The 14,530-nt window shown below is 43.0% G+C and carries 13 protein-coding genes and 13 tRNA genes; 19 read left to right on the top strand and 7 right to left on the bottom strand.

Annotated elements, in window-relative coordinates; translation table 11 throughout:
• The first annotated feature begins 3 nt into the window (after positions 1–3).
• From MHB41_RS13980 to MHB41_RS13920, 13 genes are all read left to right on the top strand, one after another.
• A tRNA-Ala gene (locus MHB41_RS13980) sits at positions 4–76 on the top strand.
• Between the two features lie 25 nt (positions 77–101).
• Positions 102–175, top strand: a tRNA-Met gene (locus tag MHB41_RS13975).
• Between the two features lie 4 nt (positions 176–179).
• A tRNA-Ile gene (locus tag MHB41_RS13970) sits at positions 180–256 on the top strand.
• Between the two features lie 7 nt (positions 257–263).
• Positions 264–356: transfer RNA gene (locus tag MHB41_RS13965), tRNA-Ser, on the top strand.
• A gap of 22 nt (positions 357–378) precedes the next feature.
• Positions 379–455 (top strand) — tRNA-Met (locus MHB41_RS13960).
• Positions 456–459: 4 nt separating this feature from the next.
• Positions 460–536: transfer RNA gene (locus MHB41_RS13955), tRNA-Asp, on the top strand.
• Between the two features lie 18 nt (positions 537–554).
• Positions 555–627 (top strand) — tRNA-Phe (locus MHB41_RS13950).
• Positions 628–652: 25 nt separating this feature from the next.
• Positions 653–728 (top strand) — tRNA-His (locus MHB41_RS13945).
• Between the two features lie 11 nt (positions 729–739).
• Positions 740–813: transfer RNA gene (locus MHB41_RS13940), tRNA-Gly, on the top strand.
• A gap of 17 nt (positions 814–830) precedes the next feature.
• Positions 831–907: transfer RNA gene (locus MHB41_RS13935), tRNA-Ile, on the top strand.
• A 6-nt stretch (positions 908–913) separates the two neighbouring features.
• Positions 914–988 (top strand) — tRNA-Asn (locus MHB41_RS13930).
• Positions 989–991: 3 nt separating this feature from the next.
• A tRNA-Ser gene (locus tag MHB41_RS13925) sits at positions 992–1,082 on the top strand.
• 7 nt (positions 1,083–1,089) lie between these two features.
• Positions 1,090–1,161 (top strand) — tRNA-Glu (locus MHB41_RS13920).
• Between the two features lie 76 nt (positions 1,162–1,237).
• Here MHB41_RS13920 and MHB41_RS13915 read toward each other — a convergent pair.
• The 3 genes from MHB41_RS13915 to MHB41_RS13905 form a co-directional block, all read right to left on the bottom strand.
• Positions 1,238–1,714 (bottom strand): tryptophan-rich sensory protein, encoded by a 477-nt coding sequence (locus tag MHB41_RS13915; RefSeq protein WP_061109521.1) that lies wholly within the window; start codon positions 1,712–1,714, stop codon positions 1,238–1,240.
• Positions 1,715–1,800: 86 nt separating this feature from the next.
• Positions 1,801–2,535, bottom strand: a complete 735-nt coding sequence (locus tag MHB41_RS13910) for a TraR/DksA C4-type zinc finger protein (protein ID WP_176966851.1) — start codon at positions 2,533–2,535, stop codon at positions 1,801–1,803.
• Positions 2,536–2,653: 118 nt separating this feature from the next.
• A complete protein-coding gene (locus MHB41_RS13905) occupies positions 2,654–3,592 on the bottom strand; it encodes a 1,4-dihydroxy-2-naphthoate polyprenyltransferase (RefSeq protein ID WP_034279366.1) in 939 nt (312 codons plus the stop codon).
• Between the two features lie 383 nt (positions 3,593–3,975).
• Here MHB41_RS13905 and MHB41_RS13900 point away from each other — a divergent pair, with 383 nt between their 5' ends.
• The 6 genes from MHB41_RS13900 to menC all read left to right on the top strand — a co-directional run bounded on the left by MHB41_RS13900 (position 3,976) and on the right by menC (position 11,417).
• Complete coding sequence (locus tag MHB41_RS13900; protein ID WP_041116869.1) at positions 3,976–5,394, top strand: isochorismate synthase; 1,419 nt, start codon at positions 3,976–3,978, stop codon at positions 5,392–5,394.
• Positions 5,387–7,132: a 2-succinyl-5-enolpyruvyl-6-hydroxy-3-cyclohexene-1-carboxylic-acid synthase gene (gene menD, locus MHB41_RS13895; protein WP_065214482.1), complete on the top strand. Its 1,746-nt coding sequence runs from the start codon at positions 5,387–5,389 to the stop codon at positions 7,130–7,132. The genes MHB41_RS13900 and menD overlap by 8 nt, the downstream gene beginning before the upstream one ends.
• Entirely contained in the window at positions 7,114–7,941 is an 828-nt protein-coding gene (gene menH, locus MHB41_RS13890; protein ID WP_034279373.1) for a 2-succinyl-6-hydroxy-2,4-cyclohexadiene-1-carboxylate synthase, read from the top strand. The genes menD and menH overlap by 19 nt, the downstream gene beginning before the upstream one ends.
• 14 nt (positions 7,942–7,955) lie before the next feature.
• Positions 7,956–8,774 carry a 1,4-dihydroxy-2-naphthoyl-CoA synthase gene (menB, locus tag MHB41_RS13885; RefSeq protein WP_024424937.1) on the top strand — a complete coding sequence of 273 codons (819 nt, stop codon included), beginning with the start codon at positions 7,956–7,958 and terminating at the stop codon, positions 8,772–8,774.
• Between the two features lie 71 nt (positions 8,775–8,845).
• Entirely contained in the window at positions 8,846–10,306 is a 1,461-nt protein-coding gene (locus tag MHB41_RS13880; protein ID WP_098677206.1) for an o-succinylbenzoate--CoA ligase, read from the top strand.
• Positions 10,293–11,417 (top strand): o-succinylbenzoate synthase, encoded by a 1,125-nt coding sequence (gene menC, locus MHB41_RS13875; RefSeq protein ID WP_327827707.1) that lies wholly within the window; start codon positions 10,293–10,295, stop codon positions 11,415–11,417. The genes MHB41_RS13880 and menC overlap by 14 nt, the downstream gene beginning before the upstream one ends.
• Before the next feature lie 106 nt (positions 11,418–11,523).
• On the opposite strand, the gene MHB41_RS13870 is transcribed toward menC, so the two are convergent.
• The 4 genes from MHB41_RS13870 to MHB41_RS13855 all read right to left on the bottom strand — a co-directional run bounded on the left by MHB41_RS13870 (position 11,524) and on the right by MHB41_RS13855 (position 14,368).
• Positions 11,524–11,715, bottom strand: a complete 192-nt coding sequence (locus tag MHB41_RS13870) for a hypothetical protein (RefSeq protein ID WP_327827706.1) — start codon at positions 11,713–11,715, stop codon at positions 11,524–11,526.
• A gap of 25 nt (positions 11,716–11,740) precedes the next feature.
• Positions 11,741–11,899, bottom strand: a complete 159-nt coding sequence (locus tag MHB41_RS13865) for a DUF1540 domain-containing protein (RefSeq protein ID WP_008360682.1) — start codon at positions 11,897–11,899, stop codon at positions 11,741–11,743.
• A 68-nt stretch (positions 11,900–11,967) separates the two neighbouring features.
• Positions 11,968–13,014 carry a cytochrome d ubiquinol oxidase subunit II gene (locus MHB41_RS13860; RefSeq protein WP_170825870.1) on the bottom strand — a complete coding sequence of 349 codons (1,047 nt, stop codon included), beginning with the start codon at positions 13,012–13,014 and terminating at the stop codon, positions 11,968–11,970.
• 22 nt (positions 13,015–13,036) lie between these two features.
• Positions 13,037–14,368, bottom strand: coding sequence for a cytochrome ubiquinol oxidase subunit I (locus tag MHB41_RS13855; RefSeq protein ID WP_041116879.1), 1,332 nt, complete (start codon positions 14,366–14,368; stop codon positions 13,037–13,039).
• Positions 14,369–14,530 lie beyond the last annotated feature (162 nt).

Here is a 14,530-nt window from a genome sequence, read left to right as displayed (position 1 = left end):
TATGGGGCCTTAGCTCAGCTGGGAGAGCGCCTGCCTTGCACGCAGGAGGTCAGCGGTTCGATCCCGCTAGGCTCCACTTTTTAAAAGATTATTTTGATCATGGCGGTGTAGCTCAGCTGGCTAGAGCGTACGGTTCATACCCGTGAGGTCGGGGGTTCGATCCCCTCCGCCGCTATAAAGGACCTTTAGCTCAGTTGGTTAGAGCAGACGGCTCATAACCGTCCGGTCGTAGGTTCGAGTCCTACAAGGTCCACCATCTATACGGAGGAATACCCAAGTCCGGCTGAAGGGATCGGTCTTGAAAACCGACAGGGGTGTCAAAGCCCGCGGGGGTTCGAATCCCTCTTCCTCCGCCATATTTTTTAAAACCCATATCATCGCGGGGTGGAGCAGTTCGGTAGCTCGTCGGGCTCATAACCCGAAGGTCGCAGGTTCAAATCCTGCCCCCGCAACCAAAATGGTCCGGTAGTTCAGTTGGTTAGAATGCCTGCCTGTCACGCAGGAGGTCGCGGGTTCGAGTCCCGTCCGGACCGCCATTTTTCAAAAGAATACTTGGCTCGGTAGCTCAGTTGGTAGAGCAACGGACTGAAAATCCGTGTGTCGGCGGTTCGATTCCGTCCCGAGCCACTTTTATCAAAATATTCATAGTATGGCGGTTGTGGCGAAGTGGTTAACGCACCAGATTGTGGCTCTGGCACTCGTGGGTTCGATTCCCATCAATCGCCCCATACATATTTTTGCGGGTGTAGTTTAGTGGTAAAACCTCAGCCTTCCAAGCTGATGTCGTGGGTTCGATTCCCATCACCCGCTCCATTTGTATATCTGTTCATGGGCCTGTAGCTCAGCTGGTTAGAGCGCACGCCTGATAAGCGTGAGGTCGGTGGTTCGAGTCCACTCAGGCCCACCATGATCTTCCGCAGTAGCTCAGTGGTAGAGCTATCGGCTGTTAACCGAACGGTCGTAGGTTCGAATCCTACCTGCGGAGCCAAATGGAGAAGTACTCAAGTGGCTGAAGAGGCGCCCCTGCTAAGGGTGTAGGTCGCGTAAGCGGCGCGAGGGTTCAAATCCCTCCTTCTCCGCCATTGATCTGGCCCGTTGGTCAAGCGGTTAAGACACCGCCCTTTCACGGCGGTAACACGGGTTCGAATCCCGTACGGGTCATTTTTAAAAGAGATCTTGTCAAAGATCTCTTTTTTATTTTCTCCAAAACGAAAGACCGCATCATGGCGGTCTTTTTTTACATATTCATGGAATAGATCGTATAAGACAAGTATGTGGCAAAGAAGCCCCATAAGACATAAGGAATCAGTAAAATTGGAACGACTTTGCTTAGTTTACGTGAGACGATGACAAGTGCAAGTGCTGTCAGTGCGACGAGCAGGCAGTCGATTGTAGCTGCAAACAAATCCTTTTGTGTAAATTGAAAAAAGCTAAAGGCTTGATTGAATACATAATTTAAAAGAAAAAGAATCCAAAATGGTAATGTAATTTTTTGAAATCCATACTTTCCATAAATGATCGCTGCGGACAATGAGATGAGTGCAAATAAGACAGCCCACACAGCAGCAATGACACCGCCACCAGGCGTCCATTCTGGTTTATTCAATGCGTCATACCATTCTCTGTCGATGGGGAACAAGAATCCGGCAATAGAGAATAGTGCGTATGTAATAAAGAAGACGACAATCGCCCAAATGATACTTTTTCTAGCCATCAAGAATCTCCTCCAATCAAATTCACTCTTAAAATGATTTCCCAATAATTACATGATATAAACATAAAGCCCCCAATATGAGGGGACTAATGATTTTCTTGTGTATAAGGTTCTTCCTCGTACGGTTTCAAGTCACCAAATACCGTCATGACACCTTCTTCGTCTAGTGCTTCTTCATAGGCCTCGTGTGCTTTGGTCGGATACACCTTGCTGGCTTTTCCTTCAATATCAGCAGCTGCGAATCCTTCGTAGTCCTCCACATAATCTTCATCTTCTGATTGTGTATACACATCATCGTATGTTAGAGGAGGGAATTCCATATCAGACGGGGTCTCAGAGTTTCCGTAGCGTTCTACGTCTTGGTAGGCATCCTCTCCATCGTACGCAGCACTTTCTTCATTTTCAAATTGTCCCGCGGGAGGACTTAATAAATCCTCTTCAATCGGACGGTTTTGTGAAACGGTCTGTTCTTTTGAATGCTCTGTGCATGTGACGGCAGTAGGCAAGGCTTCTAAGCGTTCCTTTGGAATAGGGGCTTTACAGACCTTACACAGACCGTAAGAGCCGTCTACAATGGCTTGGAGTGCTTCATTGATGTCTAACATATGTTCATGTTCCAAGCTGTTTAAAGCAATATCTTTCCCCCGCTCGAACAGCTCTGTCCCTTGATCACCCGGGTGGTTATCATAGGCAGACAATTCACCGATCGAATCGTAAGGAAAGGATACTTTCTGTTCATCGTCATGGCTTTTGGCTTCAAGTTCTTTCTTTTCATCGAGAAGGCGCTGCTTCAAATGATGTAATTCGTCTTTAGACAACAAAGCGATCATCCTTTCATATCAAACATATTGTTAGTATGAGCAATTTTGTATGTAAGACTAGTTCCAATTTGAAGCAATTTCTTATTAAAAAAACGCCTGCGGCTGCAGGCGTTCTTTGTTACGCGATATAGTATTGTAAGATCAAAGCGATCGTCAGCAGAAAACCAAAAAATGTATTGGTTTGAGCTGTAGATTTCATGGCATTCATTAATTCAATCGGTTTTTCTTTTTGTTTAAACTCTTTAATGGCTGTATAGGCTTTTGGCACACTGAGTAAAACAAGAAGACTCCAAAGGCCGACGATATCTGTGAAGATATAAACAAAAATGAGTACATATGATACCAAAAACATGGAAAGTAAAATGTTCACTGCAGCTTTGCGTCCAGCAAGAATGGCAAGTGTTCTTCGTCCATTTTCCTTGTCCCCGTCTAAATCACGGATATTGTTCGACAGTAAGATGGCACCAACTAAAATAGAAATTGGTAGTGAGACGAGAACAGCTTTAGACGTCAGTGTGCCTGTTTGGATATAGAAACTAATCAGGATGATTCCTAATCCCATAAAAGCACCTGAAACAAGTTCTCCAAACGGTGTATATGCAATTGGTACAGGGCCGCCAGTATAGAAATAGCCTGCTGCCATACAAATAAGACCTATTAGTGCAATCCACCAGCTAGACATCATGCAAATATATACCCCAAGTAATAAAGAAACCGCAAATAGTGCATAAGCAAGGGTGAGGACTGTCTTTGGCTTCACACCGTTTCTTACAATGGCTCCGCCGATGCCGACAGATTTCTCGTTGTCCAGCCCGCGAACATAATCAAAGTACTCATTAAACATGTTTGTTGCGATTTGGATAAACATAGATGCAAACAGCATGGCTAAAAATAGCCCACCATGTATTTGACCACTTGGAAGTGCTAAAACAGTTCCTAAAGTAACGGGAATAAATGCCGCTGTTAGTGTATGCGGTCGTAGTAAATTCCACCAAATTCGCCAGTTTTTATCAGGCTTTATTGGTGAAAGCTGATCTGATATCGATTGATGCTGCATAAAATATACTCCTTTAAATAAAAAAATACGTACACGTCCAAATTCCAGTTTAGCAAAGTTCAAAAAGGTGTCAATATATTGATGCGATGAATCGGGAAAAAGATGTTTGCTAATCGTTGCCATATCGAAGGAAAGCTTGATTTTAGAAACAGGTCCTGCCATTTTACCTTAGATGCTCTCGTTTCAATAAGCAGGAGCGAAAAAATCTTGAAAGCGTGATATAATAAGGATTCGAGGTTTTAAAAGCTGTTTTCTTTACTAAGTTCATCTGTTAAGGTTTATAATAGAAAAGCAGGTCATTCGACATATTCGAATGTTCATGTATTTTTTCATTATGGGTTTTATTTTTTTATGTTATTTCATGGATTTTGGAGGAATGTATCATGGTGACAACAGTGCAAAGTACTTTCCGGCAGGAAGCGCTCGCGACATTAGAAGAAGCGAATAACGTCAACCATGCTGTTTTGATAAGCTACTCCAGAAGAGTTGACGATCTGGATCCTCTTGCCTTTTTCCAAAGCGGCGAAGCGGATTTTTTAGGCGAGCGGTTTTTTTGGTCTGATCCAGAAAGCCAAATGATATTTTCTGGACTTGGCAGAGCGGCCGTCATTAAATCATCTGAGCAAGGCAAGGAACGATTCGATATAGTCCATCAAGAATGGGAACAGCTAAAGCAGCACATGTTCCATTTTCATGATGAGAAGGAGTTAAAGCAAGCGGCTGTTGGTCCGCTTTTATTTGGAGGATTCTCGTTTGATCCGCACGAAGAGAAGGCGCGTCATTGGGAAGCATTTGGCGAGGCTCATTTTTTTGTGCCATCGATCATGCTGACTGTTTCAAAAGAAGGCAGCTTTCTTACGATCAATGAGTGGAAGCAGGTGGACGGGAATGTTCATCAGCTTATTCAAGAATTAGAACAAAAGGCCTCTCGTTTCGAGACATTGCCAGTACGGACTGGTGGACAAGCTGAACTTGTTCATATGGAAGAGCTGGATGTGAACGAATGGATGAAGGCGATCCAAGAAGCGACAGACCACATTCGTGCAAACGAATATGAAAAGGTTGTTTTAGCAAGAGAAGTCTTGCTTCACTATAAAAATCAAATTGAACTTGCTCCACTATTAGCAGAATTATTAAAGCATCAAACAACGAGTTATGTATTTGCAGTTGAACAGGGAAGACAAGCATTTGTCGGAGCAACGCCGGAACGCTTAGTGAAAAAAAGCGGCGGAGAGGTCTTTTCATCCTGTTTAGCAGGTTCCATTGTTCGCGGAAAAGATGAAGCGGAGGATCACGCATTAGGCGAGGAACTGCTGCATGATGAGAAGAATTTAATTGAACATCAAATTGTCGTCAATATGATTGAGCAAGCATTTAAAGCGAATTGCCTTCATGTGCATAAACCAAATCAACCAAGTCTTTATAAAACAAAAAACATTCAGCATTTGTTTACACCGATTGTGGGAGAAATCAAAAGCAGCTGTTCCCTTTTTTCATTAATTGAGCAGCTCCATCCGACGCCGGCACTAGGCGGATATCCGAAGGAAAAGGCTATAGAAGTGATTCGTGAAATCGAACCGCTCAAGCGCGGCTGGTATGCGGCGCCGGTAGGCTGGATTGATTCTCAGGATAATGGAGAATTTGCTGTAGCCATTCGGTCAGGTCTTATTGAGGAAGATCATGTTCGTTTGTTCGCTGGCTGCGGAATTGTAGAGGATTCCCTTGCAAAGCAGGAGTATGAGGAAACACAAGTGAAGTTAAGACCAATGCTGTCTGCTCTTGGAGGTCATCCTATTGAATAATCACATCATGACCACATATATAGGCAGATTGATGGATGAATTCGTCCAAGGTGGTGTGAAAGAGGCAGTTGTCTGTCCAGGTTCTCGTTCAACTCCGCTTGCGATGCTGGCTCTTGCTCATCAAGACATCCATGTCCATGTTTTAGTGGACGAACGGTCTGCTGCTTTTTATGCGCTTGGTCTTGCAAAAGCAAGTCAATCACCAGTGCTGCTTATTTGTACATCAGGTACAGCAGCTGCTAACTTTTATCCAGCCATTGTAGAGGCGCATTATTCTCGTGTACCTCTTATTGTTTTAACTGCTGATCGGCCGCACGAATTGAGGGAAGTTGGAGCACCTCAAGCGATTGATCAGCAATTCTTATTCGGTAAGTTTGTTAAATGGTTCACAGACTTAGCATTGCCAGAGGAAAGTCAAACAATGCTGCGATATGTTCAGACAGCAGCTGCGAGAGCAAATCACATGTCGATGCAGGAGCCAAAGGGGCCTGTTCAGATTAATGTACCTCTGAGAGAACCATTGCTTCCTGATCTGTCTATTGATCCTTTCGCGAGAGAAGAATCAGACACGAAAAAGGTATTAGCATCAGGTCAGACTTTCCCAAATGATCGAGTGATGTCTGAAATCGTAACCGTCATGAACCATTCCAAAAAGGGACTGATTGTGGCTGGTGAACTTCATACACAGGAAGAAAAAGAGGCAGTTTTACGCCTTTCGAAAGCTCTTCATTTACCTATTTTAGCTGACCCGCTGTCTCTTTTGCGCAACGGACATGTAAATGAAGATCTGATTATCGATGCGTATGATTCTTTATTAAAAGATGAAGCATTACAGCAGCACCTATTGCCGGATATGGTCATTCGTTTTGGACCGATGCCTGTATCTAAGCCCTTATTCAAGTGGCTGGAAAAACATGCGGAAGTGAAGCAGATTGTTGTAGATGCAGCCGGAGGTTTTCGTGATCCTGGGTTAAGTGCTTCATACGTCATTGAAAGTACTGTGTCTGCTTTTGTAGAAGCAGCATTAAATCAAGCAGTACAACGTAAAGAGACAAGCTTCTTAAACTGCTGGCAGAATGCTAATTCTTCATTCAGAACGCATGCAGCCCGCTATTCAGATGAGGATTTGTCCTTTGAAGGGAATGTGTACCGTCAGCTTCAGCACCTCTTGCCAAAGGAGAGTATCCTTTTTATCGGAAATAGTATGCCGATACGTGATGTAGATACATTTTTTGAAACTCAGTCCAAGCCTTTTCGAATGATGGCCAATCGCGGAGCAAATGGCATTGACGGCGTTGTGTCCACAGCACTTGGCACGTATGCAGCATTGAAGCAGCCAGTCACTTTAGTCATTGGAGATTTATCATTTTACCATGATATGAACGGTCTGCTTGCAGCTAAGCTGATGGACATTCCGCTGACAGTTGTTTTGATAAACAATGATGGGGGAGGTATCTTTTCTTTCCTTCCGCAGGCGTCTGATGAACCGTATTATGAAAAGCTCTTCGGTACGCCGACAGGACTGAATTTTGAGTATGCATCGAAGTTATATGGGGGAACCTATTCGAAACCGGCAACGAAACAAGAGTTACATGATGTGTACATGGCGCATATCGATGAACCTGGTCTTCATTTAATTGAAATTGAAACAGATCGTCATTCCCGTGTAGACAAGCATCGTCAAATGATAGATGACATATTGGAAGAAGTGAAAAAAGAATGCCTTCTCTCATCATAAGAATGCGTGATGGGGTAGCGTACGAAGTGGTGGACCAGAACCCTTCGGCAGCAAATGCTACACTATGCTTACACGGATTCACTGGAAGTGCAGCGTCTTGGACGTTCTTGAATGCTTATTTGGAGAATACAAGACTGATTCAGGTCAGCTTGCTCGGACATGGGCGTACGGACTCGCCAGAAAGTGTGAGAAGATATGCAATGTCTCAGCAGCTGGCAGATCTTGTAGAGATTTTAAACCAATTAAAGCTTCACAAAGTGAATATTCTCGGATATTCTATGGGAGGACGTATTGCTTTATCTTTTGCCGCTCGTTATCCAGATCGTGTCAATAAATTGATCCTTGAGAGTACGTCTCCTGGGCTTCGCACTTTTAAAGAGCGGATGGCAAGACTAAAGCATGATCATCAGCTTGCTCAAAAGATTAGACATGAAGGCTTAGTGAAGTTTGTGGATTTTTGGGAAAGCATTCCTTTGTTTGCGTCTCAGAAAACTTTATCAGCTGAAAGGCAGACTGAGCTGAGAGAGGGAAGACTCAAAGCCAATCCTCTTGGACTGGCTCGCAGCTTAGAAGGAATTGGAACAGGTTCACAGCCGTCTGTTTGGAAGGCGTTAAAGCATATTCATTTGCCTGCTTTGTTCATTTGCGGAACGCTTGATGAAAAGTTCTGCCATATCGGCAAACGTATGCAGCAGGAGCTGAAAGGAAGTCAATTCATTTTGGCTGAGCATGCCGGGCATACAGTTCATGTGGAACAACCACATTTTTTTGGTAAAATAGTAAGTGAGTTTATTTTAGAGCAAGATTAGAGGAGGAAATATTGATGGCTATTGAATGGCAAACAGAGCGTCAGTATGACGAAATTTTATATGAAACGTACAATGGGATCGCAAAGATTACGATTAATCGTCCACACGTACATAACGCGTTTACCCCAAAGACTGTTAGTGAATTAATTGATGCATTTTCACGGGCTCGTGATAATTCAGAAGTTGGTGTAATTGTTCTTGCAGGTGCTGGCGGAAAAGCATTCTGTTCTGGTGGAGACCAAAAAGTTCGCGGCCATGGCGGTTATGTAGGAGACGATCAAATTCCACGTCTAAATGTATTAGACTTGCAGCGTTTGATTCGTGTCATTCCAAAACCAGTTATCGCAATGGTAGCAGGTTACGCGATTGGCGGAGGACACGTTCTTCACGTTGTGTGTGACCTGACGATTGCAGCAGATAATGCGATTTTTGGACAAACAGGTCCAAAAGTAGGCAGCTTTGATGCTGGTTATGGTTCAGGCTATCTTGCACGTATTGTTGGTCATAAGAAAGCAAGAGAAATCTGGTACTTATGCCGTCAATACAATGCACAAGAAGCGCTTGATATGGGACTTGTTAACACAGTTGTCCCATTAGATCAGCTTGAAGAGGAAACGGTGAAGTGGTGTGAGGAGATGCTAGAAAAGAGCCCGACTGCTTTACGATTCTTGAAGGCTGCATTTAACGCAGATACGGATGGATTAGCTGGAATTCAACAATTTGCAGGAGATGCGACACTTCTTTATTACACAACAGATGAAGCAAAAGAAGGACGCGATTCCTTTAAGGAAAAACGCAAGCCGGACTTCGGCCAGTTCCCGCGTTTCCCTTGATTCAATGATATCAATGAACAACAGCTTAGTGCATCAGACTAAGCTGTTTTCTTTTACAAAAAGGAGGTGTCATGATGAAGCAACCTAATTGGCTGCTGCACCGTGCCTATTTAACGCCAGATCGAGTCGCACTCATTTATCAAGAGAAGGAGTGGACATTTCACGAATTAGCTCAAGAAGCGGAAGTGCTTTCAAATAGACTTGCTCAGGCATCATTGAAAAAAGGGGAAACGGTTGCGCTTTTGATGAACAATCATCCTCATATGGTGATGCTTGTACATGCCTGTTTTTTATTAGGGTTAAAAATTGTGCTATTAAATAATAAGCTGACAAAAGCTGAAAGGCGCTATCAGCTAGAAGATGCAAAAGCCGCGGCGTTATTAACAGAATCTAGTTATGCAAGCGATCATGAGGGTGATTTACCCGTTTATACAATGGAAACTTTACCTGAACCAGGGCAAGGCCATATCAACAAGATCGAGAGTGAATTTGATTTGAATGAAACAGCGACCATCATGTATACATCTGGGACAACAGGACGTCCAAAAGGGGTAGAGCAAACGTATGGCAATCATTTTCATAGTGCTGTTTCCTCTGCACTGAATCTGGGTCTCAGAGAGGATGACCGCTGGCTCATTGCCCTGCCTCTTTTTCATATTAGCGGCTTATCTGCTTTATTTAAGTCTGTGATATATGGAATGACAGTCGTGCTTCATCAGAAGTTTGACGTCGATGAAGTAAAGGATTCTATTGAACGGCATCGTGTGACGATGATTTCCGTTGTGCAGACGATGTTATCTCGTTTATTAAGCAGATTGGCAGAATGTCCATCTTCTTTGCGCTGTCTTTTATTAGGAGGAGGCCCTGCGCCTTATGCGATGCTCCAAGAAAGCAAAGAAAAGGGCTTTCCTGTCTTTCAATCGTACGGGATGACGGAAACCTGTTCACAAATTGTGACCCTTGCGCCCGAATTTAGTGTAGAGAAGCTTGGTTCAGCGGGAAAACCTCTTTTTGGGTGTGAGCTGAAAATTCAAGACGGTGATCGCATTTGCCGTCCTTTTGAGCATGGCGAAATTATGGTGAAAGGTGCAAATGTGATGAAAGGATACCTTTACCGTGAAGAAGCGACCGCGGCTGCCTTTGATGAGGGCTGGCTGAAAACGGGTGATATTGGCTATGTGGATGAGGAAGGGTTCTTATTTGTGCTTGACCGCCGTTCAGATTTAATTATTTCTGGCGGAGAAAATATTTATCCTGCGGAAATAGAAGCGGTTCTGCTAACACATCCGCATGTAAAGGAAGCCGGAGTAACGGGTATGTATGATGATAGGTGGGGAGAGGTACCTGCTGCTTTCCTTGTAACAGATGATAAGATACCGGAGAATGAGCTCTATGCTTTATGTGGGTCGCATTTAGCCAAATATAAATGGCCCGCCGCTTTTCACTTTGTGGACGAGCTGCCAAGAAATGCGTCGAATAAATTGCAAAGGCACAGACTCAGATCAAAGGGGTTTTCAAATGATTCAAATTGAACGAGTAATTTTATATCATGTCACGATGAAGCTTAAAAAGCCATTTACAACAAGTCTTGGAACCATTTCAGAGCGTGAGTTTATTATTGTTGAAGTCAAAGATCAGACAGGATTGACTGGATGGGGAGAAGTCTCTGCTTTTTCTTCTCCGTGGTATACAGAAGAAACAATTGAGACTTGCTATCATATGCTGAGGGCTTTCTTTATCCCGAACGTGCTGACGCGCACCTTTACACATCCTTCAGAAATCCCTGACAGTCTGTATCATTTTAAAGGCAATAGGATGGCGAAAGCAGGCATTGAAGCGGCTGTTTGGGATATTTATGCGAAGCGTGAGAATAAGTCTTTACGCGATGTATTAGGCGGTACAAAAGATAAAATACCATCTGGCGTTGTGGCGGGGTTAGGCCCTATTGACGATATGCTTGAGCAAATTCAGCAATTTGTTGACCAAGGATATCAGCGGGTGAAGGTGAAAATTAAACCGGGACAAGATATTGGACTTCTTCAAAAGATCAGAGAGTCTTTTCCTGATCTGCCATTAATGGCAGATGCAAACTCTGCATATGAATTAAAAGATATTAGCAAGCTTAAGCAGCTGGACGATATTCGTTTATTAATGATTGAACAGCCTTTAGCAGCAGATGATATTGTGGACCACCGCCATTTGCAAAAGCATTTAAAAACGCCGATTTGTTTAGATGAAAGTATTTGTTCTTTAGATGATGCTAGAAAAGCTGTAGAGCTTGGCAGCTGTCAAATTATTAATGTGAAGCCTTCACGAGTTGGCGGATTGACAGAGGCTCTTAAAATTCATACGTTCAGTAAGGAGCATCAAATTCCCTTATGGTGCGGAGGGATGATTGAAACAGGTATTTCCCGAGCGCAGAACGTAGCACTTGCTTCGCTTCCTCAATTTACGATTCCCGGTGATATTTCAGCTTCGTCAAAATTTTGGGAGCAGGATATCATTTTTCCTGAAATTAAGGTTGAAAATGGGTTTATTGAGGTGCCTCGCTCCCCAGGAATGGGCGTGGAAGTTGATTACCAAGCGCTCCGTTCGTTTTCAGATAAAATCGACGTGTTTACAAAACATGATTTTGTGAGATAAAAACGAAGGAATCACCTTTTGCATCTACAATAGAATCTAGGTATAGTGAGAGAAAGTTTTTCCTTCCTGTCTGAACAAAAAAGAAAGAGCGGTGATCCGCTCTTTCTTACTCTTCAACCAGCTCGCTGTCATAAGCAAGCTGTCCGATATACTGATGAATTTCATTTGGTATGTTTGATGCATGTCCATATTCATAATCCCAAAGATTTAAAAAGGAGTGAGCGGCTTGGTGGAATGCGTCTTCATCCGCGTCATGAATTTCGTCAAAAAACGTTTGAAGCAGCCGATCATGTTTCAAAATGAAGCGCCTCCTTTAATGAGACTTAAAGGTCTTGTGGTTTAAACGTTTTACAATCCGTTTCTTCGCTTTTCTCAGCCGTATTTCCTGTGTGGCTGACGACATAGATTGCATCTGCACCACAGCGGTTTCCAGCATTCCAATAGGAACAGTTATTGACTTCACAAAGGATTTTTTGACTCATACAGATGACCTCCTTTTGAGTATGTCTTTCATCTATAATGTAACCGAAATGAAGCTCGTCCATTCATGTTAATCTTCCTGACGAATATAGCGCTTATCCTTCATAAATAATTTCCAGAAGAAATAAAATCCGGGAAACAAGATGATAAAACCTACAATATAGGTGATAAATAATGCCCTAAATGTGACAGGGTCTGTAAATCCAGACATGATTGTAATATCTGGATAAGCCATGTAAGGCAAATGGGCACGTCCATACACATAGCTTGCTAAGAAATATTGAATGGTAATCGCAATGACGGCAAGGCGTGGTCTTCCTTTCCGGTGCTTAAACCGGCTGTTTGGTAAAAATAGAGCCAGTCCTGCGAGCAGAAACATTAGGAGAGATACAAGAAGAATAGGGATGTTCTGCATCATTTTTGTGAACAGCCAATTGGCCTCGCTTCGTAATGTCAGCATGATAAAAAAGGCCATCATAAGTGAAAGTGGACCCGTAATGAGCGCTCCTCTTCTATAAATGCTGTAAGCTTCATCTTCATCAGCTACATTAGAGAAATCAGCTAAAAGCAAGGACGAAAGGAAAAGGGTGCTGAAAATGGCAAAGCCGACAAAAGAATAGACATTTGCACTTGTAAAGACCAGTCCAAGATCTAATGAGTAGGCGTTGTTCTCCTGAAAGATAAAGCCACCATGGGTGATTGGGAGAACCATGATCAGGATGGACGGAATGATAAAGCCGCTGATCCCTGAAATATACGTCACCGCTTTTCGGTATTTCTTAGGCAGTGAATGAGAAAACACGAGAAACCCGCTTCGCAGTGCAAGAAGTAATAATATGATGCTGCCGGGTATTAATAAAACGGTGCCAAGTACAAAGGTCGCACCTGGAAACAGGCTGAACAATGCGACAACGATGGCGACAATAAAGACGTTTGTCACTTCCCATGTTGGAGAAAGGTACTTATTTGCGATATTAGCGGCTTTTGTTTGTTCTCTATTCATATAAATCATCGACCAAAATCCTGCTCCGAAATCCATTGATGCCATCACTGCATAGATAAAAACGAATCCCCATAAGATGGTGATTGCAATGAGCGCATCAGTTGTAACATCCATTTGCATCAAGATCGCTCCTTTTTTAAGATTCTGTTAACCGTAGGTCTTCTTCAATCGTATTTTTTCTAAAGTAGTACGTCAGCACAATAACGGTTGCTATGCCTAAGATGAGATAGACAATGGCAAAAAGGATAAAAAGTGTTCCGATCGAGCCAGATGATGTGACAACCTCGGAGGTTTTGAGCATTCGATAAATGACCCATGGCTGGCGGCCTGTACAAGCAAAGATCCAGCCAAATTCAATAGCCAAAAGACTAAGAGGCCCGCCGAATAAGTAAAGAAAAAGAAGCCACTTCGGAAATTTGTCCCGTTTTAAAATTTTACGGTAAAGCAGGGCTAATACCGCAAATAGAATGAGCACCGATCCAATAATGACCATGCCGTTAAATAATGTGTGTATAAATAAAGGCGGCCACTCGTCACGAGGAAAATCATTTAAGCCTTTGACCACTGTATCAAAGCTATTTCCTGCCAGAAAACTGAGCGCCCAAGGAATTTCGATCGCACCTTTAATTTCCTGCGAATCAGCATCCGTAAAACCACCTATTGCAAGAGGCGCATGTGATTGCGTTTCAAATAAACCTTCAGCTCCAGCCAGCTTTTCAGGCTGATATTCATACAGAAGCTGAGCGGATTCGTGGCCATTTAAGGCTGTTAGAAAGGAGAAAAGTCCTCCTACAATGAGTCCAAGAAAAAGGGCTTTTCGATGAAATGTATAGAGCTTCTCATTTTTTCTCGTTTTGAGCATTTTAAAAGCTGCAACTGAAGCAATCACAAAAGCACCTGTTGTAAAAGCAGACAGCACAACATGTGTAGCAGTTACAGCAAAGCTTGGATTGAAAAAGGCCTTCCAAGGCTCGATATTTGTGATTTCTCCATTCACCATCTGAAAGCCAGCAGGTGTCCCTTCAAAAGCATGTACGTTTGTAATTAGAATCGCTGATGCAGCTGCACCAATGACGATAAAAATAACGGTAATGATGCGCATTGCATTTGATAGGCGATCCGCTGCGTACACATAAATAGACATAAATAATGCTTCTATAAAGAACGCATAAATTTCAATCTGGAATGGCAGTGACATGACCTTTCCGATGACCTCCATAAAACCTGGCCATAAAAGGGCAAGCTGCGTACCAGCAATTGTACCTGTTGGAATGGCGACCCCTAACAGAACAGCCTGTGCTTTTGTCCACCGCTTGGCCATGATGGCATAATGAGGGTCCTTCGTTTTTTGAAAGATGAGTTCAGCTAACAAAATCATTAGCGGGATGCCAACGCCAAGCGAGGCATAAATAATATGAAAGCCCATGGTTGTGCCGAACAGGCTTCTAGCTAAAACGAGATCAGTCAATTTTTTCTCCGCCTTTCTTATCGCTTCTCTTTTTCATGATGCTTATTATTCTCCACCATTTTTAGATTATTCTTCCTGACTAAGAAAGCTTGTTTTTTGACAAGTTGTAAAAGAGGGAGTAGAATATAAATATAAAACGTAACCATTACGTTTTATTAACGA

It is taken from the genome of Bacillus sp. FSL H7-0578, from assembly GCF_038630855.1.
GTDB lineage: Bacteria > Bacillota > Bacilli > Bacillales > Bacillaceae > Bacillus > Bacillus safensis.
The sequence above is the reverse complement of the archived record's forward strand: the minus strand, read 5'-3'. Positions and strand labels throughout refer to the sequence as shown.

Bases quoted from the DNA above. Each gene is read 5' to 3' on its own strand.
- MHB41_RS13900 (WP_041116869.1), top strand. From the start codon at position 3,976: ATGGTGACAACAGTGCAAAGTACTTTCCGGCAGGAAGCGCTCGCGACA.
- MHB41_RS13880 (WP_098677206.1), top strand. From the start codon at position 8,846: ATGATGAAGCAACCTAATTGGCTGCTGCACCGTGCCTATTTAACGCCA.
- MHB41_RS13860 (WP_170825870.1), bottom strand. From the start codon at position 13,014: ATGGATGTTACAACTGATGCGCTCATTGCAATCACCATCTTATGGGGA.
- menH (WP_034279373.1), top strand. From the start codon at position 7,114: ATGCCTTCTCTCATCATAAGAATGCGTGATGGGGTAGCGTACGAAGTG.
- MHB41_RS13865 (WP_008360682.1), bottom strand. From the start codon at position 11,899: ATGAGTCAAAAAATCCTTTGTGAAGTCAATAACTGTTCCTATTGGAAT.
- menB (WP_024424937.1), top strand. From the start codon at position 7,956: ATGGCTATTGAATGGCAAACAGAGCGTCAGTATGACGAAATTTTATAT.
- MHB41_RS13905 (WP_034279366.1), bottom strand. From the start codon at position 3,592: ATGCAGCATCAATCGATATCAGATCAGCTTTCACCAATAAAGCCTGAT.
- menC (WP_327827707.1), top strand. From the start codon at position 10,293: ATGATTCAAATTGAACGAGTAATTTTATATCATGTCACGATGAAGCTT.
- MHB41_RS13915 (WP_061109521.1), bottom strand. From the start codon at position 1,714: ATGGCTAGAAAAAGTATCATTTGGGCGATTGTCGTCTTCTTTATTACA.